Here is a 20,627-nt window from a genome sequence, read left to right as displayed (position 1 = left end):
TACTCCACTACTCCTTTAATCGAAAATGTATTTAATAAAATTTCGCATTATTCTCTACTATATTTGCTATATGAAATGGAATCTTTTCTTTTATCGATTCCAAATACTTTTGCGACACCGCCCCTAAATGCTTTTTATGAGGTATATAGAAAGCACTAATAGAAATTTCATAGTCAAATAAGTAATCATACACATGATAATCTACAAATAGTAGATCATCCTTTGGAAAAGGAATTTCCTTCCCTTGCAGAGCATACATCAAAGCAATATTGTTTTGAGATCGTAATCGATACAACCTTGCAAGTTGGTATAATGGTTCAGCCCGGGTTGGTCTATATTCCCAAGCTTTTTGAAAATAAAAAACAGCTAACGCTAAATATTGCTCTTCTTGCCCTTTAACAGTTTCTTTTTCATCAGCATCTGTCACTTCATTTTGTTTATTTGCTGAACGATTTGCTAACTGCTCATAACAAAATCCTATTCGCAATAACGAATAGAATACCTCTTCAACCCATCCTCCTGCTTCCACACGTTTTTTATACCATTTAATTGAATTCTCAAATTGACTTAAATGAAAATAAGTCTGAGCTAAATAAAATAAATATCTTATATGCAAATCTGGCGTTGTTTCTGGGTCGTTTATTCCCTGTAACAACAACCTCTCATCTCTTTCAAATTTATCAGCTTTGCTCCCGCCATCTCCGGGATCATTCACGACAAGAGTCTCTAACCGAGCTACCCTCGTATTGTAATTCGCTCCAACTTTTGAACGATCTATATCCCAATACTCATGAGTAACACCGACAGATTTCCATGGTAAAGAAGCTTTTAAAAGACGTGTAAGCCAATATTTAATATGAACATCATATTGTAATGTAAGATAATGATCTTCCGTTAAGCTCGTTTTATCGAAATTCGGATCAACCTCTAAAATCATATCCGCATCTAATATTAATAAATAATCTGCTTCTGGGTATGTTTTTTGCGCTAACGAAACAGCTAAGCTTCTGTTATAACCAAAGTTTTTAAACGGCTCATGATGAACCGTCCCAGGTATCTCATTTTCCTTACACCAATTTTCAATAATTTCAGGCGTATTATCCGTCGATCCAGTATCACAAATAGAAACAAAGTCTACAATTGATTTTGTTGCATTTAAACATCTTTCCATAATTCTAGACTCATTTTTAACGATCATACAAAGACATAACTTTTTTTCTTCCTTTACAGACTTCACTTGCTCATTTCCCATTTAACCACCTCATATTTTATTAACACGCTCTTCTCATATGTAACAACATTTCTTAGCTATACTGATGACATAAGCACCCTTTTACTATTTATGAAAACTTCATTTTATTTATTCTTACTTTTATGTTGGGACATATTTCATGCTTCGCTTTATATTTGATACAATCAATACAAAAAACATAATACGGGAATCCGTACATTTCAAAGTCTAAGAGGAGGTTATATTTTGTTGGATTACATTTGGCTAGATGACAAATCACCAATTTTAGAACAACTACCAAGAAACTTTAAATCTGCAGCTATATTGCTACATCCTTTTATCCAAATGCCTTTAGGATGGGAAAAGTCTGTGAGAAAAAGACCATATGAGCACATCTATCCTAGCGCTGAAGAAATCATTTATAATGGGAAATCCGTTTCTTGGAAGGAAATGATGTCTTGTAGTGGATTACATTCATACGCAGACCTAGCAATGGCCATGTTGACTTCCATTAGTGCCCTTTCAGAAGAATATAAAAGAGAGGATTTAGCTGAAAAGCTACATTCAAACTTAAAAAAAGATCTTTATTATCCAACAGAAGATTATACGTCTATATTTTTATTACACAAATTACTTAAACTCCTCGGTTCTAAAGGTGCAAAAAATCTATATTTCTCTGAACCAATTCTTGATACAAACGGATTATTACAGGTAAATAATACTACTCCATTAGATATTTGGGACATTAGCAATAATGAGTTAATTATTACTGGCGAAGATAATGAGTATGCGTTTATGAGTATATACGATTCCTTTACAACCTTATTATTAGCTAAAGAAGAAAATATAGAATATATTGTTCATTCAATGAACGTTGAAGCTATCATTTGTGACAAAAAAACGATGATTGATTGGTATTTTTAAATTAGTAATTTCTTAAACTATAAAAAAGAAACTTGCGCTTATACACAAGTTTCTTTTTAAAAACATCCTTATTTTTTCACAACTTCATGTCCACCGAACTGATTACGTAATGCTGAAACTACTTTTCCATGGAATGTATCATCTTCCTGAGAACGATAGCGCATAAATAATGACATAGCGATAACTGGTGCTGCAGCTTGAAGTTCAAGTGCAGTTTCAACAGTCCATTTTCCTTCTCCTGAAGAGTTCATTACACCTTTAATGCCATCTAGTTTCGGATCTTCTGCAAATGCTTTTTCAGTTAAGTCCATTAACCAACCACGGATAACTGATCCGTTAGCCCATACTTTTGCAACATCTTCATAATTGAAATCAAAGTCACTCTTATCTAGTACTTCAAATCCTTCAGCGATTGCTTGCATCATGCCGTACTCAATACCGTTATGAACCATTTTCAAGAAATGACCACTACCAACACGGCCAGCATAAGAATAGCCATTTTCTACTGCTAAATCTTTAAATAAAGGTTCTAATTGGTCGTAAATTTCTTTTTCTCCACCAACCATTAAGCAAGCACCGTATCTAGCTCCTTCTACACCGCCTGATGTACCGATATCTACATAATGTAATCCGAAGCTTTTTGCTTCTTCAGCACGGCGTAACGTATCTTTATAGAATGAATTTCCGCCTTCAATAACGATATCACCTTCATCTAATAATGGATATACATCTTTTAGTACTGACTCTACAACTTCTCCTGCAGGCACCATTACCCAAATTGTACGAGGAGCTTCTAGTTCAGCAATCATTTCTTTTAATGTATGACGTGCAGTAATTCCTAGTTTTCCTGCCTTTTCAACAAGCTCTTTATTTACATCGTATACAACTACTTCATGCTTGTCTTCATATAAGTGTTCAGCTAATGGAAATCCCATTTTTCCTAATCCAATTAAACCTAGTTTCATATTAATCAATCTCCTATTCTATACAAATATATTTAATATCGAAATTAGCCCAAGTGCTACTACAGATAATATAGTCTCCATTGCAGTCCATGTTAATAATGTTTCTTTCACAGTCATTCCGAAATACTCTTTAATCATCCAAAATCCTGAATCATTCACGTGTGATAAAATTAATGACCCTGCACCAGTTGCAAGTGCTAATAATTCAACATTTACACCTGGTGTGCTTGCTGCAATCGGCGCAACAATACCAGCTGCTGTCATCATAGAAACAGTTGCCGATCCAGTTGCAATTCGGATTAGTGCCGCAATTCCCCACCCTAATAATATCGGTGAAATATGTGATTCTTTCGCCATATCTGCAATTGTCGTTCCAATTCCAGAATCTAATAATACTTTATTAAATGCGCCGCCTGCACCAATCACTAACAATATGTTTGCAATAGGTCCAAGGCAATCATTTGTAAATTGTAACACTTTATCTTTTGAGAAACCTTTTGCATATCCAAGACTAAAGAAAGAGTAAATGGTTGCAATTAATAAAGCCACAATCGGATCTCCAATAAAGTGTAATACTTGTGCTAGTTGACTCGTTTTATTTAATGCAACTTCTGCTATTGATGCACCAAGCATAAGAAATACTGGAAGTAAAATTGTAAACAATGTATTCCAAAAGCTAGGAAGCTCTTTTTTATTATCTTTTTCAACAAATTGCTCCGCTATATCTAATGGTACTTCCTTATGTATACGAGCACCAATCCATTTCCCGTAAAGTGGACCTGAAATAATTGCAGTTGGAAGTCCGACAATTAACGCATATAAAATTGTCTTCCCTACATCTGCTTTAAAAATACCAACTGCCGCCATTGCCGCTGGATGCGGTGGAACAAGTCCGTGTACGACTGACAGTCCTGCTACTAGCGGAATACCAATTGTAATAAGTGATACCCCAGTTTCTAACGCAATTGTAAATACTAACGGAATTAATAGTACAAATCCAACTTGGAAAAATACCGGAATCCCTACTAAAAATGCAACGAACATCATCGCCCAGTGAACTCGTTTCTTCCCAAAACGATTAATTAATGTGTTAGCGATACGTTCAGCACCACCAGATTCGGCCATCATTTTTCCAAGCATCGTTCCTAGTGCTAAAACTATTGCTAAAAACCCTAATGTATTACCAAGCCCTAGTTTAATAGAATCAATAATCCCTGGATCTTTTGGTGAAGTTCCAATTAAAGGCATTCCCATTGCTAATCCTACACCAATTGCTGTTAAAATTAATGCGACAAATGGATGCCATTTTACTACCGTAATAAGTAAAAGTAGTATGACAACTGCCGCTAGTACGATCCCAACTACCATTTCTCCCAATCCCCCTATTGTTTACGTTGGAAAGCAGCTATACAATCAAATTCTTCTTTCAAGCGATTGTAAAGTCGTTCATACATATAAAACATTTCTAAATATATAGCCGTATTTTCTTTATTCGGTACATGGTGATGGACAATATCAATCCAATCCTTTACCTCTTCAAGAGAATCAATTTTTCCTACAGCATATAAAGCAACTGCCGCTGCCCCAAGCGCAGATGCTTCATGACTTTCAGGTACAAGCAATTCTTTTCCCATCATATCGGACAACATTTGTCTCCAAAATGCAGATTTTGCAAACCCTCCTGAAACTCGTATTTCAGTAAGTGGCCCTGTACAATCCCTGATTGCGAGTGCTACTGAATATACACTCATACAAACACCTTCCATCACTGCACGTATAAAATGTTCTCGCTTATGTTGAAGATTGATTCCAAAGAATGTACCACGAGCATTTGCATTCCAGTAAGGTGCGCGTTCTCCAGATAAGAAAGGTAAGAACAATAGCCCATCCGCTCCAGCTGGTACGCTTTCTGCATATTTAATTAATAAATCATAAGGATCAATGCCGAGCTTTCTTGCTACTTCTTGCTCTGGACTACCAAATTCATCACGTAACCATCTCAGTAATATTCCGCCGTTATTCGTTGGACCACCGATTACCCAGTGCTCATCTGTTAATGCGTAACAAAACGTTCTCCCTTTCTCATCTGTATTTATATTTGATGAGATTGTTCGAACCGCACCACTCGTTCCAATCGTAATTGCAGCCGCACCCGGTGATATCGCACCAACTCCTACATTTGCAAGAACCCCATCACTTGCTCCGATGACAATTGGTGTTTCTGCACTTATCCCCATCTTCTGTGCTAACTCTGGCTTCATACCTGATAAAATATATGTAGTTGGTACAGGGGTTGATAATTTTTCTGATGACACATGTAACATAGTTAAAACATCTTCATCCCAGTTTAATGTTTCTAAATTAAATAACCCTGTAGCAGAAGCAATCGAATAATCAACTACGTAGCGTGAAAATAATTGGTAAATCACATACTCTTTAATGGAAATGAATTTATAGGCACTTGTATATAACTCTGGTTCCTCTTCTTTCATCCATAACAATTTAGAAAGTGGTGACATCGGATGAATCGGTGTACCTGTACGTCTATAAATTTCATGCCCATTCATTTGTTGTAATAATTTTTCTGATTGCTTCGTACTTCGATTATCTGCCCAAATGATAGAACGCGTTAATGGCGTACCATTTTCATCTACTGCAATTAATGCGTGCATAGCTGTACTAATACCGATTGAAGAAATATCTTCTGGTAATACATTACCTTTTTCTATGGCAACGCTTACACTTTTGTATACAGCGGCACATATTACATCAGGATCTTGCTCAGCCCATCCTACATTCGGTTGAATAATTGGGTAATCGATTGCATGTGATGCAATGACTTTTCCTTTTTCTGTGAACACAACCGTTTTTGTACTTGTGGTACCGATATCAATCCCGATTACTCTCCCCCTTGTTTCCATGCGAATCTTCCCTTCATTACTAGCAAAATACGATTTAGTAAACCGTTTACATGAATTAGTATATAAAATATTTTTTCATTTATCAAGTTATAAAAAGAAAATTTTTTTCATACCAAAAATAAATCCCCTCATTCCATTTCACTTATATACTAAATTTAGCTTTTCCATGCGGTAAAATTACGTTATATTCGTTACGCAATACACTCTTTCCTCTCATTAACAACACATACATAATCCTCCATACGTTCTACTTATTTGCTTGAAGAAAAAGTTGAAAAGCAATATTCATTTTTAGTGGTCACGTAACATCACCATCAAGCCAAGAAAAGTAACTAACCGCAGAATGAGAATTCTGTGCATTCTACTCATATTTATTGTTTTAGGTTCACTAGTCTTTTATCTTGATAAACATAGAGCGTGGCCCCCTACTATCACTTTTTTATCTTGTAAATATATCTTGCATACTATAAAACCGAAAAGTATTTTTATTTTTCAGAAAAATAAAAACAATAACACGAAATTTATTGTATAATGTTGTAAAAAGATGTCGGAGGGATTTAATGTTAAATAAAATATCTCAATTCACAATTAAGCTTTCATCAATTCTTTTATCACTCTTACTATTATTAAATTTACCTTATTTATTTATCACTCAACAAGGATTTACCTTTCAACCAATTTATTTTTTTAATCAGACCGTTACTATGTTAAAACAAGTTTTTTCCCCTGAATCATTAGTGATTATAGGATCAGACCCGAAGTTTGGCCATTTCAAAAAAACACCATTATTTCCAACTGTTTTAGAACCTTACCTATATTCATTTACTATATTATTTTTAGCCTTTTTTCTTGCTCTCTTTTTATCATCTAGCATGGCATTTTTTTATTTTTTAGCAAAAGATTATATAAAAAAATGGATAAACCGAATTGTGTTCATATTAGAAGCTGTCCCTGATATGATGATGATGATCTGTTTGCAAATATTTTTCATATGGGTACTTCAGAAATTTGGGGAATCTCCTGTCACTATTATTTCCTTTAATGAAAATCGAGCTTATTTACTCCCTATTTTATCATTAGCTGTCTTACCTACATTACAAATGTTTCGGATGATGGTGTTATACATAACAGAAGAGCAAGGAAAACATTACGTAGAGGTTGCATATGGAAAAGGCCTTTCATCAAGTTATATACTATGCATTCATTTATTCAAAAATATATCTATCCACTTCTTCCACCATTTAAAAACGATTTTTGTTTTCTTACTTTCTAATTTATTCATTTTAGAATTTGTTTTTAATATGGAAGGCATTATTCAATTTTTATTTAATAAGGCGTTTGTTTCACCTCCAGCTGCATTTATCATACTTGTTATGATTATTTTACCATTTTATGCTATTTTCCAAATAGTCTCATTCATGATGAATAGATGGAAAAAGCAATTGAAAGGAGTATCATTATGAAATCTATTTGGAAATCAAAACGCTTTTTAATCGGCTTTACTTATCTATTCATACTTATTTCAGCTAGTTTTATTTATAGTTGGTTCTTTAAAGATAACATCCCAAAACCTCCTCAGTTACTTTACAATGACAATAACGAATTACTTGGAAAGGCCCCCTTTCCGCCATCGTTAATTCCACCTTTTGGATCTGATCGTTTTGGAGAGTCTGTTTTCTTACAAATTGTAGAAGGAGCAAAATTCACTATTTTATTAGCCATGGCAATTAGCTTCTTTCGAATTTTATGCGGAACATGTATAGGAATCCTCTTAAGTTTATTTGCTCCAAAACTCAAGAGATTTTTCCAGTCATGCTCAGAAGTTTTTTATTACATTCCAACTCTATTTATCGCATTCATACTCATCACGCCCGTTAATATTATAATCACATCAAATGCTGATGGGGTAGATCCAAATATTTCATTTACGTTTTATCAAGTACTCGTACTTATTTTCGTCGCTCTGCCTACACTTTCTTTATACATATCCTCAGAGGTTGATGAATTTATGAAACAAGATTACATCTTAAGTTCACAATTACTGGGGGCTAGTCGTTTTCATATTATAAAAAAACACTTACGAGTCTTATTACTTGACCGCTTATTTGTATTATTTATGGAACATATCGTCCAAACACTCATACTCGTTATCCATTTAGCGTTGCTTAACATTGTAATTGGCGGCATACAAATGCGTGAACTCTATGACGGAGTGCTCAAACCTGTTTCTCTATCTAATGATTGGGCAGGTCTTATTGGATTAAATCGTAATGAAATGAATCTTTCATGGTGGATTATTTTTTATACTCTCGCTTCATTCTTTATTACGATTCTATTTATTAAGCTTATGACCATCGGGATTCAAGATGCACTGAAAGCAAGAGATTCGCAAATTGTAGCAATTCAAAACGTTCCAGATCATAAAAAATTTGTTAAACATAAAGATTCCTTTTCGTTTGCAAATAAAGTAAACCTTTAATCATTTCTCATTAATGAAGTATTAATTGGCATCGATATTAGTAGAAAATAAAGAAGATGATCCCTATTAAATACAGGGATCATCTTCTTATGCTGTCTAACTTTTTTACATGTCCTTTGCTAGACTCATGTTTTTTATATTTAAAGTGAATTATTTGCAATCACAATTATGTTTTTTAAAATCAATTACCATACGCCCTTGAATTCTACCTTGTTCCATTTCTTCGAATACATTTTGTACTTTATCTAGCGAACAAGTTTGAACAACCGGCACTACTTTTCCTTCTGCCCCAAACATAAACGCCTCTTCCAAATCTTTACGAGTACCAACTAGAGAACCAACTACTTCAATTCCATCCAGTACAAGTCGTGGGATGTTTAAGTCCATTGTTTCTACTGGTAGCCCTACTGCAACTACTTTACCGCAAGCACGTACTGCATCAACTGCTGAGTTAAAGGCTACTTTAGAGACTGCTGTTACTACCGCAGCATAAGCGCCACCAAACTTCTCTTGCACAATTTTATCAGCAGGACCTTGAGAAATTGGATTGATAGTCATATCAGCACCAACTTCTTTCGCTAAGGCTAATTTATCGTCATTAATGTCTACTGCGATTACCTTTGCACCAAATACATTTTTAGCATATTGGATAGCTAAGTTACCTAATCCACCGCAGCCATAGATTACAATAGGTTGACTAGGTTTAATATCTGATACTTTAATAGCTTTATATGTAGTTACACCAGCACAAGTAATTGATGATGCTTGAGCAGGATCTAATCCTTCTGGTACTTTTACCGCATAATCAGCTGTAACGATACATTGTTCAGCCATACCACCATCCACTGAATAACCAGCGTTTTTAACTTCACGGCAAAATGTTTCTCTACCAGTTACGCAATATTCACAACGTCCACAAGATTGGAACATCCATGCAATACTTACACGGTCACCTATCTTTAGTGAAGTAACATCATCAGCTATTTTCGTAACAATACCTACACCCTCATGACCAAGAATACGGCCATCAGTGTTACCAAAATCATGATTCGCAACGTGTAAATCAGTGTGGCAAACTCCACAATACTCTACATCTACTAACGCTTCACCTGAGTGTAACGGACGTAATTCTTTTTCAATCACTTCGATGTTTGCTTTGCTGTTTTTATTAACCACTACTGCTTTCATATGTGATCTCCCCTTTAGTGTTTTAGCATTTTAATGAGTTTATCTCACAACTACTTTCTTCACTACTTTGGCTAGTTATTGTACCAAATTTAAGTGTTCAATCATCATTACATCTTCATCATAACATGACACTTCATAAACAATTTGTGAAATTATGAACAATATTTGAATTATTACATAAATCGGTCTTTATTTTAAATTTTTAAAAATGAGAGTTTATCACTGACTATAAGTAAGTCATACATTTCTAAAAGAAAATAAAGTAACAAACTTCTCATCGATAAAAAAGCTCTTCACTCAATATTTTCTATATTTAAACACTTAGTTTCACAGTAATAGCCTTTGCCACCAACATAAACTTTTTCTATTTTATTCTTGGTATTGGTTGCTAATTTAACTAATATTTCGGAAGGCGAGTGTAAAGAATAACCTTGTTCAAATACATAGACTTCTTTTTGCAAATAGTGCTGTTCATAAAGATAGCAAGCTAATGCACCGTTTGAAGTTCCAGTCGCTGCTTCTTCATTAATGTCGTATAGTGGAGCAAAATTTCTGCATATAATTCGATTGTCATTAAAAGTATATAAATGCATCCCGACAACATTATAATACTTGCTGATTTCTTTAATTTTTTCAAAATTAGGTTGCAGTGCATGTAATTGTATTTCGCTTTTTATAGGAATTAAAATATCTTTTAAGCCAGTGGAGACAATTTGAATTGGGTATTTATTGTCTATATCTTTACTATCAAAACAGTCGATGAACTCGTTTGGAGATACAACATCATAGAATCTCGGTTTATTTTGTTCCATGAATATGATGTCATCTTTTATAGTGATAGTAAGAACACCGCTGTTCGTTTCAATCGTATAGCGATTCCTGAAAAGTTTATTTAAATGCATCAGTATCGCGAAAGAGCCAATTGTGGCATGACCACATAAATCAACTTCTTCTTTTGGAGTAAAATACTCAAATTTATAATCAGCAATTTCAGATTCTGATATAAATGCGGTTTCCGCATAACCCAGTTGTTTGGCTATTTCGATTTTTTGAGTAGTGGTCAATGTATTTGTATTCTCAATAAATACCACTCCTGCTTTATTTCCGCCTTTATGCTCCTTGCTAAATGCACTTGCAACATAAACAGATATTTTCATAAGACATCTTCCTCACTTATAGTAAATTATAGTATAGAAAGCACTACATATAAATTCCATTGGATAAATTATCCCTAAAATAAGAAACAAACTATTTTTAGCATTTGAACTCTCCAAAAATAGTTTGTCTACAGTCTGAAAGCTCTTCATTTGAAGAGCTTTTTTTATATTCGCTTCATCGAAATCGTTTCACGTATACTTTGTAAATTTTTTAGAGTTTCCTCTTGTCGCTGCAACGACAACCCTACATACAAAGTATCTAATAAGCTTAACTGTGCTAATCGTGATGAACTTGCTTCTGTGCGGAATTCAGTCTCACGTGTTGATGTATATAACGTTATATCAGCAAGTTGACTTAATGCTGATTTCTTATAGCTCGTAATCGCAATAATTTTGGCTCCTCTTGCTTTCGCTACTTCTAACGCTTCAAGTAATCCTTTATTGCTACCAGAATGAGAAATACCAATAACAACTGAATTTTCCGAGAGTAAACCTGCTCCCATAATTTGAAAATGCGAATCAGTATGAGCGATACAAGAAATACCCGTTCTCATAAACTTATGATACGCATCCATTGCAATAATACCAGAGCCACCATTTCCATAAAACTCAATTCGACTTGCTTCTTGTAAGGCTCGTACAGCCTGCTCAAGTGCCGTTTCATTAAGCAAATGTAAAGTATCTTGCAGTCCTGTAATATGCGAATGAAAAACTTTTTTAGCAACAGTTACCATACTATCTTCTGCTGATACCTCTTCATGAATATTTTGCATCGGTGTATGTACAATTTCACGAGCTAATGTAATCTTTAAATCTTGAAAACCTTGCAAACCAAGGTGTTTACATAAGCGGAATATCGTAGCTTCGGAACTATTCGTAACTTCAGCTAATTCTGTAATAGATTTATGTACAACATCTTGTGGATGTTTCAAAATATGTTCGGCAATACTTCGCAATTTCGGTGATAAACCATTTAACGAAGCCTGAATCTTTCCAATCCCACTTCTTGTACCAGGCATAGCATATCCTCCCCTTCCATCGTAGCTTTATCCTGTAAAAACCGATTAGTTAAACTAATCATCAGTGGGGATGGTCCCCCACTGATTAGAGTTTCACTTTATTGTACCTAATTATCGAAAGAAGAAAAACCTATATTAGGGATTACTATAAATTTTAATTGCTCCTATGTATTCTGTCATACGATATAACAGAATTATTCATGCTTATGAATAATTCTCCCCATGTTTCACTGCGTATAATGCGGCTTGCGTACGATCATCCACTTCCAATTTAGCTAAAACGTTTGAAACGTGTGTTTTCACAGTTTGTTCTGTAATATGAAGTTCTGCTGCAATCTCCTTGTTGCTTCTTCCTTTCGCAATTTCGCGAAGTACCTCTTGCTCTCTTTTCGTTAACATTGAAAAAGGATTTTCTACTTCCTTCTTTACTGCAGAACGCCCCATTAATGCAGGTGTTACTTTCGGGTGAAAATTCGCATTTCCTTGATGTACTGCAATAATAGAAGCGACAAGTTGCTCAGGTTGTACTTCTTTTAATTGATAACCATCTGCTCCAGCTTCAAGTGCTGGTATAACATAATCTTGCTCTGAAAAACTACTTAATATAAGTACCTTTATTGTCTCATCATATTGCTTTAGACGTTTTGTTGCCTCAATTCCATCCATTTTCGGCATCGATACATCCATTAGTACGACATCTGGTCTTTCTTTTTGCATGAAATGTAATGCCTCTTCGCCATTTTCCGCTTCCCCAATAATTTCAAATTCTTCTCTCGTTTTCAAAAAGAATACAAGTCCTCTTCGAACGATATGATGGTCCTCAACTAGTAGCAGTTTAATCTTCAACCTTATTCTCCCCTTCAAATCGGCAATTGAATTTCTATTTTTGTACCCTTTTTCAGCTCTGTTATAATTTGAAACGATCCCTTCATTAACTGAATACGTTCCTTCATACTTTTCAGGCCAAGTGCTGATTCCCTTACTTGTTCTTGTATAAATCCTATTCCATTGTCTTCTATGTAAAAATGTAACTGGTTATTTTCTATTTTCAAAAGAATATGTACCTTTTCACACGAAGCATGCTTTTTACAATTATGTAGCGCCTCTTGGCTAATACGCCATAAAACTTCTTCTATTTCATCCCCAATTGAAACCATCCCATCAATTCGAACTTCCACTTGAACTCCTAATAACTTCCCGTAATTTTGAATTGCTTCTGCTAATCCTTTCTCCAATCCTTCAGGTCTTAATTGCCAAATTAATAGCGTCATCTCTTGTAATGCTTCTTGTGATAATTCCCCAATATAACTTAACATCTCTTGCAATTCTCTATCTTGCGTCATATTCAGAGTACCTTTCGCTGTTAGCATAATAGAAAATAACAATTGTTTTACTGAATCATGTAAATCACGTGCAAGTCGATTTCTTTCCGCTACCACTACATATTTACGTTCTTTCTCAACTAATTGAATACGTTGTATTGTCGTTCCAATTTGAAATGCAATTGATTCTAATAACGCTAACTCTTCCTCAGAAAAATGAGTCTTATGAGGTGCAGCCACATTTAGTAGACCAAATTTTTCTGATCCAGACCTAAGCGGAATTGTCGCATGATGTGTAACATCTTCTGTCTCTCCCCAATTACATTCAATTGCATCTTCTATTCGCTTACATTCAATAATATTAGTCGCTTTTTCCAATCTCCCATTCACAAAACGTTCTACACACCAACAGTTTCCTTCACACATCGGCTTCTTCTTTTGCCACGTAAGAGCCTCTGGTAAATTTTCGTCTACAAGCATGCTGTGCTTTCCACTTTCATCAATAAAGAATATCCACCCTGTTTGTAAATTCATTACTTGTAACAATGTATGCAACACTTTTTCTAACATATCCTGTAAGTTTGTTGCTTCATTTAATAATTCAGCAATTTCTTTTAATGCTTCTAAACGACGCATCTCTTTTTCTTCAAAGTTCATTCTCATCACCAACTACAATTATAACATTAAGAAATTTCTAAATTCTATAAATAAAAAAAGAACCGAATTCCTTCAGCCCTTTCTTTATATCAATCATTTTATTATTGTTATTCTATCCAATGTTGGAAGCAGAATTTTTGTTAACAAACGATTCTACTTTAGCTGTCCGATAAAGATTGTCCACCATGGATATGCTGTAAACCTTCAGTAGTAACAACCATATTCGCTGCTGGCATTTGCACTTGATTCTTATGGAACATAGACATTAATTCAAATCTTACTTGTCTAGAAGTTTCAAAATAATCTTCTGGCTTTATTAAACCTGTAATACAAAATTCATAGCCAACATATTTCAAGTTAGGATTTAAGTCTGTAACACCGACGTATTTAAATGGTTCAACAGCCTCATCCTCTACTCTATAAAGAGTTTGATTCAATTCTTCATTGCATATAACACATACTTCTTCTAACAATTCCTTCACTCTTGTTGGATCTTCCTGATAACTTACCGTGATGCGTTCAATTACACGCATCCATCCTTTATTAAAATTTTGTATCGTTCTAATCTCTCCGTGCGGGATGGTAAGTAGTTTTCCTGACCATTCACGAATTTGCATAAAACGAATACTAATCTCTTCAATAGTTCCTGAATTTGTTCCGTTAAAAGTTACAAAATCACCAACCCGAAATTCTTTGTCCGCTAATCTTGCAAAGCCTAATATAACATCTTTTAGCATCTGTTGTGCAGCAAAACCGATGACAACTCCAGCTATCCCTGCACCTGCAATAATACTTTTTATATCTACAAATTGGCTAATTAAATATATGATAAGACTGATGATAATGATATATCTAAAAATAGATCGAATTACACTTTGAATCGTCTGCTCTACCTCTTCATCAAAAAAGCTTGATTTCCTAAAAAACCAATCAATAATACGGTTTATTACAAAAGAAATAATGATTAAAACTAAAGCAAATAGTAAAAATCTTAAAAGTAAAAACTCTCTTACATAATTAAAAAATTCTTCAGTATACGTTAATAAGCTCATTTAACCACTTCCTTACTAATTAAAAAATTCATAATCGCCTAAGTTTGTTCCAGAAAAATCTATTATCCTAATCTAAAATGCCACTATCCTTACTATGTATTTTGACTCTATTACTAATTCACCTTAAACAGTATGTCTAGGTGTTCTTTTTCCTTTCCCTTTAAATATACCCTTTTTAATAACCTAAGGGGGAGCGAATCGTGAAATTTTTTTATACGTTAAAACTTTATTCATCTCATTACGATTTCAACTCATTTATTCATTAACTACGTAAAAAAAGAGCTGAATTTATCAGCTCTTTTATTCAATATTAATTGTTGTCTTACTACTTTTTTCTTCTTTCAATTTTGGCAATTCAATTGTCAGTACGCCATCTTTATAATTTGCTTTAACATTTTCTTCCTCAACTTGTTTAAAATTAAAGCGTCGAGTTACAGAACCTATAGAACGTTCTTTACGAATATATGTGCCATTCTCATTTTTTTCGTCTACTTCATTATGATTCGTTGCTTGGATCGTTAATATATCTTGTTCAAAATCAACTTGAATGTTTTCTTTTTGAAAACCTGGTAAATCTGCTTTCACAGTATATTTACCAGATTGCTCATGAACATCTACTTTAAAAGTATCCATGTTCAGTGGCTTAAAGAAAGCATCTGTCATCCCTTCTAATAAAGAAGGCCCAAAATCAAAAATGCCATTTTGACGTTTTGTTATCTCTGGAAATAAATTACGCATATTTTTTCCTCCTTATTATTTATGAATGAAAGATTATCTCTTTCTGCCTTTATTATAACATTTGGTCAAAAAAGGTCAAAGTTTTTGTTTGACCTTTTTTGATGTATATTTTACCAAATAAAACAAATAAGTTATATGTCATCTCTCCCCTTATAAAGAGGAATATATTTACATAATAACGAATAGTTTATTTGCTCTTTTTTTTCTTACGGAGGTTACATACAATGGGATATATTGAAGAACTTAGAAAAGTTGTCGGATCAAGACCACTCAATCTAGCAGGAGTTGCTGTAGCTGTTTTCAATGAACATGGACAAATAAAAGAGACCTTTTTTAAAGGCCTCTTTTTTCACTTCACTTCTGCATGTAAGCATGACTTAAGATGTCCAAGTGCATATTCATGCCCTTGTGCATTAAAAGATGCAACCGCCTTTTCATAAACAACAATTTTAAACCCTTTATTATAAGCATCTACTGCTGTATGAAGAACACAAATATCAGTACAAACACCTACAAGATGAACTTCTTCTATTCCTCTTTCTCTTAGCTTCATCTCTAAATCCGTTCCAGCAAACGCACTGTATCGCGTTTTGTCCATATAATATACATTCTCTGCATTTTTATATGTTTCGTACACATCTTGTAATTCACCAAACAAATCTCTTCCACTTGTACCAGCTATATTATGAGGTGGGAATAACTTTGATTCTGGATGATATACATCATTTTCTTCATGTTTATCAATAGCAAAGACAACGTAATCTCCATTTTCAATATATTGCTTCGTTATATGTACAATTTCCTTCTCAATTTCCTGTCCTGGTTTCCCGCAAGTTAAAGCACCCTTTTCCGCTACAAAATCATATGTATAATCAATATTAATAAGAGCTCGTTTCATAACCACTATCTCTCCTTCTTCTGTTTCACAGTAAACAATAGAAAATTTGTTATTACGACATCGTATGTACTATTCGACATTTCAAATGAAATACCTACATTTTTCTTCTGAAACTTACCTTAGTCCGAGTTTATCATATAATAGATAAACAATGGTAAAACAAATAGCTCCTATTAACAAGTCATGAATTTGATAATTGAGCGTTATTTGCATAAACTCTTGTATCGTAAACCAAATTACTGCCATCATTAGGCTAATCAAAATGATACGAATACACCCATTCACGTATTCAACCTCTTTCTCTGTCATAGTAGTAACAAGTGATTACTTCCTATTTAATCGTATTAGAAAATGAAATAAGTTATTCACTCTTGCCCACTTTAGTCCAAACAAAAAAGCACACTACTTTTTGAGTAATGTACTTTTTATTCTTATTAAGACGCAGGTTTTGTCTCAAATGTTGCTTGATTAAAACTAATAACCTTTCCTTTCGGGTCATTGTTTTCATACTGAACTGCAGTAATTGTATGACTACCTGTTTCCAGCGTTTTTTCTTTTAACTGCACTGTTGTCTGCGTTGTACTAGTTACTTGATGTTTATCTGTATACATTTGATCTACAAATACGAATGTTTCTTTATCACTTTGAAAATTAGAAAGTTCTAATTCAACTTGCTGAATTAACGTATCCTTTTTGATGAATACAGTCGGTATATTGCCGTTTTCAGAAGTACCATCTGGAGTAATAACTTTTACTTTCCCTTCTCCAATTGACATTGCTCCGTCAGGAAATACAACCATATTCTCATCACTTGCGTTTACAACTTGTTCTTCCTGTTTTGATTGCGCGTCCTCTTTTTCCTGTGGAGCACCGCAACCAACTAATAACAATACAGACAATCCAGTGATTATGAATTTTTTCAAAATTCATCCCCCCTGTAACTTCATTATAATTTATTATACAAAAATAACTTTTAAATTTTGAGACTACTTTCAACACTTTCATGAACAAATAGAATCTTGCTCACGATTAATGTATCATACTTTCCTTAATAGAACATTAATTTTTTTTATGAAATAAATAGTAATTTCCTCTTATCTATCATTTTAGCCCAACATATGAATTACATACCCTCAAAAATAAAAAGACATTGTTAATTCAATGTCTTTTCTATACAGCAATTAAAAAACAAACGTTGTAATCTCATCTACTTCTTTTCTTGGAAGTTTCTTCGGTTTATCTTTCGGAAATCCGAGTGAAATAACCATATTTATTTGTTTTTCAGGCTCAACTTGTAAATATTGGCGCAGTTCATCTTGAGCTAGCAATACTGGCCCTGTCATTGGACAAGTACCAAGTCCCTTTGCATGTGCAGCTAACATTAAGTTTTGTGCCGCTAAACAGCTACTCTTAATGCCTTCTTCCTCCCAAACTGAATTTGGAACAAAAGCAATTGGATCAAATATCTTTTCACGGAACTTTGATTCATATGGTGTTGCCAAACATACGATTAATACTGGTGCCTCCGAGAAAGCTGTTGCATATGGTCCGAAAGAACGTGTAAGTAATTTCCCTGCTTTCTCTTCTCCATTTTCTGCTGCTTTTGCCGCAAGTTTATGTAATGCATCCCACGTCATTTGTTCAATTTCTTTAATCTTCTCTCGATTCATGATAACTAAGAATTCCCACGTTTGTGAATTCGTATCACTTGGTGCGTAACGAGCACAATCAATTATTTCTTTTATATCATTAGTAGATACTTCTTGATCTGTAAACTTTCTAACACTTCGTCTTCCGTGAATTACTTCTTTAAAATCTTCATAATTCATATATTAAATCCCCTTTTTACAGCGTTTTCAAAACTTGTCCTATGCTTGAATTATATCATGAAAAAAAGCCGGAAGAATACCAGCTTTTTTCTTCATGATTAATTTGTCACTTTAAACAAACGAATACTCTCTTCGTATGCAGCTTGTAGTTTTTTCGTAATTGGTCCTCTTTCACCAGCCCCGAACTGTTCATCACCAATTTGAACGACTGGGAATATTTCAAGTGGCGTCGCTGTAAAGAAGCACTCCTCAGCGTCATATACTTCTTGTAATGAAAACTCTCGTTCCTCTACATCGATATGTAACTCTTTCGCTAATGTAATTACATAGTGACGTGTAATACCATGTAAAATGAAATGATCCGCTGGATGTGTAATCAACTTATTATTCTTCACGATAAAGAAATTGGAATGACACGCTTCAGTCACAATACCATCTCGTACTAATATTGCTTCTTGATACCCTTGTTCATTTATTTTGTTTTTGATCATGATATTAGGAAGCAAATTTAAAGATTTTATATGGCAAAACTTCCACCTGATGTCCTCTTCTACTGTCACCTTAATCCCTGCCTCCATTGAAGCAACTGGTCTTGGGAACGAAACAAGATTTGCAAAATATGTCGGTTGTAAATCTGATTCATATACATGATTGCGCGGTTGTGCACCTCTTGATATTTGTAAATATACATTCCCATCTTCTTGAAATTGATTTTTTTCAATCATTTGATATAACTCTTCTACTAATTCTTCCTTCGTAAATGGTGGAATTAGTTTTATTTCTGCCATAGAGTTAAAGAATCGTTCCAAATGTAAATCTAATAAATGAGGCTTGCCATCGTATAGTCTAAATACTTCATAAATCCCATCACCAAATTGGAAGCCTCTCTCTTCTAATGCTACCATCGGCTGTTCTTCTTTCGTATTAATCATTCTCCCATTAAACAAGATCCAATCTTTATGAGTAGCTTTCATTCTTCCCCACTCCTTTATCACATGATTGATTTTATTGTACAACTTATGACACCCTGAAAGAAGGAATTTTCTGTATTTTCACAAACTAAAAATACATCACTTCGTAAAAGTGATGTATTTTATCATTTATTTAAGGAAATATTTTTCAATATCATCTAACATAAGGTTCGCAGCTTTAATACCGCCTGCTGTATTCCAGATTACCTCATCCACTTGGAATACTTTATTATTTTTAGAAGCCTGTAGTTGCTTAAAGAGTGGATCTTCTGTCCATTCCTTCGCTAACGAATTTCCTTCATTATTCTTATCTGCATCTTTATCAGACGTGAAATAGAATAAGTAGTCTCCGTCCATATTTGGAATCTGCTCTTTTGTAATTCCTTTTATCGCAAAATCATCTTTATCTTGTAATGGTGGTCGTTTAAATCCAATATCATTTAAAACAACGCCCGAGAATGAGTTTTTTTGATAAATACGAACATCACCTGGCACGAAACGAATAATAGAAACTTTAGAATTCAATTTATCGCCTAACTTCTCTTTCATTCCTTCAATGCGTTTTTTATAATCATCAAGAGCTTTTTGCCCTTCTTTTTCTTTATTTACAGCTTTTGTATAAAGTGTAAAGTTTTCTTTCCAATCACCGCGTAATGTTTCTGCATAAACAGTTGGTGCGATTTCTTTTAGCTGATCATATATTTTTTCATGACGCATTTTATTTCCGATAATTAAATCTGGCTTAAGCTTCATTACAGCCTCTAAATTAATATCACGTTCAGTTCCTACAACTTCCGTGTTTTTTAACTCTTTCGCTAAATGAGGATACCATTCATCACCAGCACGTGGTTTCGTAGTCCCCACTGGCGTTACGCCCACAGCTAGGAGAGCCTCTGCGCCTTCATTTGTTAAAACAACAACTTTTTTAGGTGTACCATTTACTGTCGTTTCACCCATTGCATGCTTTACCGTATATGAATCTTTTGCTTTCGCTGATATATTATTTTCTTTTTTCTCTTCTTTACTACATCCTGCAATTACAACCATGAGTATCATAATGCAGAACATAATTAGTTTTTTAGTATGTATCATATGTCCTCCCTAGATGAAATCGATTATCATTAACATTTAAAGATTAATGTATCTTACATACATTGTCAATGTATATCAGAAAACTTTTTTAATATATACTATTTAGATTCTATCCGCTTTTCTAATGTTTCTTTTTAAAACATAGTGTATAAGTATGAAAAAAATGTTGTTATTAAAATGCGTA

General features: G+C 33.9%; 20 protein-coding genes and 1 pseudogene. 4 read left to right on the top strand and 17 right to left on the bottom strand.

Annotated elements, in window-relative coordinates:
* Window positions 1-31 precede the first annotated feature (31 nt).
* Window positions 32-1,252 carry a glycosyltransferase gene (locus ACTL4X_RS10975; RefSeq protein ID WP_000526219.1) on the bottom strand — a complete coding sequence of 407 codons (1,221 nt, stop codon included), beginning with the start codon at window positions 1,250-1,252 and terminating at the stop codon, window positions 32-34.
* Between the two features lie 225 nt (window positions 1,253-1,477).
* On the opposite strand from ACTL4X_RS10975, the gene ACTL4X_RS10970 reads away from it, so the two are divergent.
* Window positions 1,478-2,155: a DUF2711 domain-containing protein gene (locus ACTL4X_RS10970; protein WP_000888154.1), complete on the top strand. Its 678-nt coding sequence runs from the start codon at window positions 1,478-1,480 to the stop codon at window positions 2,153-2,155.
* 68 nt (window positions 2,156-2,223) lie between these two features.
* Here the strand turns inward: ACTL4X_RS10970 and gnd are convergent, their stop codons facing one another.
* Genes gnd through gntK form a run of 3 tightly spaced genes read right to left on the bottom strand, consistent with a single transcriptional unit; the run spans window position 2,224 to window position 6,041 of the window.
* Complete coding sequence (gene gnd / locus ACTL4X_RS10965; RefSeq protein WP_000765995.1) at window positions 2,224-3,120, bottom strand: phosphogluconate dehydrogenase (NAD(+)-dependent, decarboxylating); 897 nt, start codon at window positions 3,118-3,120, stop codon at window positions 2,224-2,226.
* Window positions 3,121-3,138: 18 nt separating this feature from the next.
* Complete coding sequence (locus tag ACTL4X_RS10960; RefSeq protein ID WP_000260208.1) at window positions 3,139-4,488, bottom strand: GntP family permease; 1,350 nt, start codon at window positions 4,486-4,488, stop codon at window positions 3,139-3,141.
* A gap of 14 nt (window positions 4,489-4,502) precedes the next feature.
* Window positions 4,503-6,041, bottom strand: a complete 1,539-nt coding sequence (gene gntK / locus ACTL4X_RS10955) for a gluconokinase (protein ID WP_000450008.1) — start codon at window positions 6,039-6,041, stop codon at window positions 4,503-4,505.
* Window positions 6,042-6,601: 560 nt separating this feature from the next.
* Here gntK and ACTL4X_RS10950 point away from each other — a divergent pair.
* On the top strand, window positions 6,602-7,504 hold the full coding sequence (locus tag ACTL4X_RS10950) for an ABC transporter permease subunit (protein ID WP_441395024.1): 903 nt from the start codon (window positions 6,602-6,604) through the stop codon (window positions 7,502-7,504).
* Window positions 7,501-8,520 carry an ABC transporter permease gene (locus ACTL4X_RS10945; RefSeq protein WP_000836565.1) on the top strand — a complete coding sequence of 340 codons (1,020 nt, stop codon included), beginning with the start codon at window positions 7,501-7,503 and terminating at the stop codon, window positions 8,518-8,520. Before ACTL4X_RS10950 ends, ACTL4X_RS10945 begins: the two co-directional genes overlap by 4 nt.
* Before the next feature lie 150 nt (window positions 8,521-8,670).
* Here the strand turns inward: ACTL4X_RS10945 and adhP are convergent, their stop codons facing one another.
* The 7 genes from adhP to ACTL4X_RS10910 form a co-directional block, all read right to left on the bottom strand.
* Entirely contained in the window at window positions 8,671-9,708 is a 1,038-nt protein-coding gene (gene adhP / locus ACTL4X_RS10940; protein WP_000649120.1) for an alcohol dehydrogenase AdhP, read from the bottom strand.
* Between the two features lie 293 nt (window positions 9,709-10,001).
* Window positions 10,002-10,865, bottom strand: a complete 864-nt coding sequence (locus ACTL4X_RS10935) for a PhzF family phenazine biosynthesis protein (RefSeq protein ID WP_000704346.1) — start codon at window positions 10,863-10,865, stop codon at window positions 10,002-10,004.
* Between the two features lie 164 nt (window positions 10,866-11,029).
* The gene (locus ACTL4X_RS10930) at window positions 11,030-11,884 is read right to left on the bottom strand and encodes a MurR/RpiR family transcriptional regulator (RefSeq protein ID WP_001119642.1); all 855 of its coding nucleotides are present in this window, start codon (window positions 11,882-11,884) and stop codon (window positions 11,030-11,032) included.
* A gap of 204 nt (window positions 11,885-12,088) precedes the next feature.
* Window positions 12,089-12,730, bottom strand: a complete 642-nt coding sequence (gene casR, locus ACTL4X_RS10925) for a two-component system response regulator CasR (protein ID WP_000694623.1) — start codon at window positions 12,728-12,730, stop codon at window positions 12,089-12,091.
* Between the two features lie 14 nt (window positions 12,731-12,744).
* On the bottom strand, window positions 12,745-13,842 hold the full coding sequence (gene casK / locus ACTL4X_RS10920; protein WP_170879395.1) for a two-component system sensor histidine kinase CasK: 1,098 nt from the start codon (window positions 13,840-13,842) through the stop codon (window positions 12,745-12,747).
* A gap of 179 nt (window positions 13,843-14,021) precedes the next feature.
* Window positions 14,022-14,915 (bottom strand): mechanosensitive ion channel family protein, encoded by an 894-nt coding sequence (locus ACTL4X_RS10915; RefSeq protein WP_000055427.1) that lies wholly within the window; start codon window positions 14,913-14,915, stop codon window positions 14,022-14,024.
* A gap of 300 nt (window positions 14,916-15,215) precedes the next feature.
* Complete coding sequence (locus ACTL4X_RS10910; protein ID WP_001245055.1) at window positions 15,216-15,653, bottom strand: Hsp20/alpha crystallin family protein; 438 nt, start codon at window positions 15,651-15,653, stop codon at window positions 15,216-15,218.
* Window positions 15,654-15,877: 224 nt separating this feature from the next.
* On the opposite strand from ACTL4X_RS10910, the pseudogene ACTL4X_RS10905 reads away from it, so the two are divergent.
* Window positions 15,878-15,973, top strand: a pseudogene (locus ACTL4X_RS10905) (DNA mismatch repair protein MutT); the annotation flags it as partial.
* A gap of 29 nt (window positions 15,974-16,002) precedes the next feature.
* Here ACTL4X_RS10905 and ACTL4X_RS10900 read toward each other — a convergent pair.
* The 6 genes from ACTL4X_RS10900 to ACTL4X_RS10875 form a co-directional block, all read right to left on the bottom strand.
* Entirely contained in the window at window positions 16,003-16,551 is a 549-nt protein-coding gene (locus ACTL4X_RS10900) for a cysteine hydrolase family protein (RefSeq protein WP_000816764.1), read from the bottom strand.
* A 114-nt stretch (window positions 16,552-16,665) separates the two neighbouring features.
* Window positions 16,666-16,860 carry a hypothetical protein gene (locus ACTL4X_RS10895; protein WP_033689167.1) on the bottom strand — a complete coding sequence of 65 codons (195 nt, stop codon included), beginning with the start codon at window positions 16,858-16,860 and terminating at the stop codon, window positions 16,666-16,668.
* A gap of 125 nt (window positions 16,861-16,985) precedes the next feature.
* On the bottom strand, window positions 16,986-17,474 hold the full coding sequence (locus tag ACTL4X_RS10890) for a hypothetical protein (RefSeq protein WP_086693020.1): 489 nt from the start codon (window positions 17,472-17,474) through the stop codon (window positions 16,986-16,988).
* 258 nt (window positions 17,475-17,732) lie between these two features.
* Window positions 17,733-18,380 carry a nitroreductase family protein gene (locus tag ACTL4X_RS10885; RefSeq protein WP_001105288.1) on the bottom strand — a complete coding sequence of 216 codons (648 nt, stop codon included), beginning with the start codon at window positions 18,378-18,380 and terminating at the stop codon, window positions 17,733-17,735.
* Between the two features lie 98 nt (window positions 18,381-18,478).
* Window positions 18,479-19,354, bottom strand: a complete 876-nt coding sequence (dat, locus tag ACTL4X_RS10880; protein ID WP_086693022.1) for a D-amino-acid transaminase — start codon at window positions 19,352-19,354, stop codon at window positions 18,479-18,481.
* 126 nt (window positions 19,355-19,480) lie between these two features.
* The gene (locus ACTL4X_RS10875) at window positions 19,481-20,443 is read right to left on the bottom strand and encodes an ABC transporter substrate-binding protein (protein ID WP_000581989.1); all 963 of its coding nucleotides are present in this window, start codon (window positions 20,441-20,443) and stop codon (window positions 19,481-19,483) included.
* Window positions 20,444-20,627: the final 184 nt, after the last annotated feature.

The sequence above is a fragment of the Bacillus sp. RE35 genome (genome assembly GCF_052146655.1).
In the GTDB taxonomy this organism is placed as follows: domain Bacteria; phylum Bacillota; class Bacilli; order Bacillales; family Bacillaceae_G; genus Bacillus_A; species Bacillus_A cereus.
The sequence above is the reverse complement of the archived record's forward strand: the minus strand, read 5'-3'. Positions and strand labels throughout refer to the sequence as shown.

Excerpts from the sequence above, each read along its gene's own strand:
- ACTL4X_RS10975 (WP_000526219.1), bottom strand. The coding sequence starts at position 1,252 with ATGGGAAATGAGCAAGTGAAGTCTGTAAAGGAAGAAAAAAAGTTATGT.
- gnd (WP_000765995.1), bottom strand. The coding sequence starts at position 3,120 with ATGAAACTAGGTTTAATTGGATTAGGAAAAATGGGATTTCCATTAGCT.
- ACTL4X_RS10960 (WP_000260208.1), bottom strand. The coding sequence starts at position 4,488 with ATGGTAGTTGGGATCGTACTAGCGGCAGTTGTCATACTACTTTTACTT.
- gntK (WP_000450008.1), bottom strand. The coding sequence starts at position 6,041 with ATGGAAACAAGGGGGAGAGTAATCGGGATTGATATCGGTACCACAAGT.
- ACTL4X_RS10950 (WP_441395024.1), top strand. The coding sequence starts at position 6,602 with ATGTTAAATAAAATATCTCAATTCACAATTAAGCTTTCATCAATTCTT.
- ACTL4X_RS10945 (WP_000836565.1), top strand. The coding sequence starts at position 7,501 with ATGAAATCTATTTGGAAATCAAAACGCTTTTTAATCGGCTTTACTTAT.
- adhP (WP_000649120.1), bottom strand. The coding sequence starts at position 9,708 with ATGAAAGCAGTAGTGGTTAATAAAAACAGCAAAGCAAACATCGAAGTG.
- ACTL4X_RS10935 (WP_000704346.1), bottom strand. The coding sequence starts at position 10,865 with ATGAAAATATCTGTTTATGTTGCAAGTGCATTTAGCAAGGAGCATAAA.
- ACTL4X_RS10930 (WP_001119642.1), bottom strand. The coding sequence starts at position 11,884 with ATGCCTGGTACAAGAAGTGGGATTGGAAAGATTCAGGCTTCGTTAAAT.
- casK (WP_170879395.1), bottom strand. The coding sequence starts at position 13,842 with ATGCGTCGTTTAGAAGCATTAAAAGAAATTGCTGAATTATTAAATGAA.
- ACTL4X_RS10915 (WP_000055427.1), bottom strand. The coding sequence starts at position 14,915 with ATGAGCTTATTAACGTATACTGAAGAATTTTTTAATTATGTAAGAGAG.
- ACTL4X_RS10910 (WP_001245055.1), bottom strand. The coding sequence starts at position 15,653 with ATGCGTAATTTATTTCCAGAGATAACAAAACGTCAAAATGGCATTTTT.
- ACTL4X_RS10900 (WP_000816764.1), bottom strand. The coding sequence starts at position 16,551 with ATGAAACGAGCTCTTATTAATATTGATTATACATATGATTTTGTAGCG.
- ACTL4X_RS10895 (WP_033689167.1), bottom strand. The coding sequence starts at position 16,860 with ATGACAGAGAAAGAGGTTGAATACGTGAATGGGTGTATTCGTATCATT.
- ACTL4X_RS10885 (WP_001105288.1), bottom strand. The coding sequence starts at position 18,380 with ATGAATTATGAAGATTTTAAAGAAGTAATTCACGGAAGACGAAGTGTT.
- dat (WP_086693022.1), bottom strand. The coding sequence starts at position 19,354 with ATGAAAGCTACTCATAAAGATTGGATCTTGTTTAATGGGAGAATGATT.
- ACTL4X_RS10875 (WP_000581989.1), bottom strand. The coding sequence starts at position 20,443 with ATGATACATACTAAAAAACTAATTATGTTCTGCATTATGATACTCATG.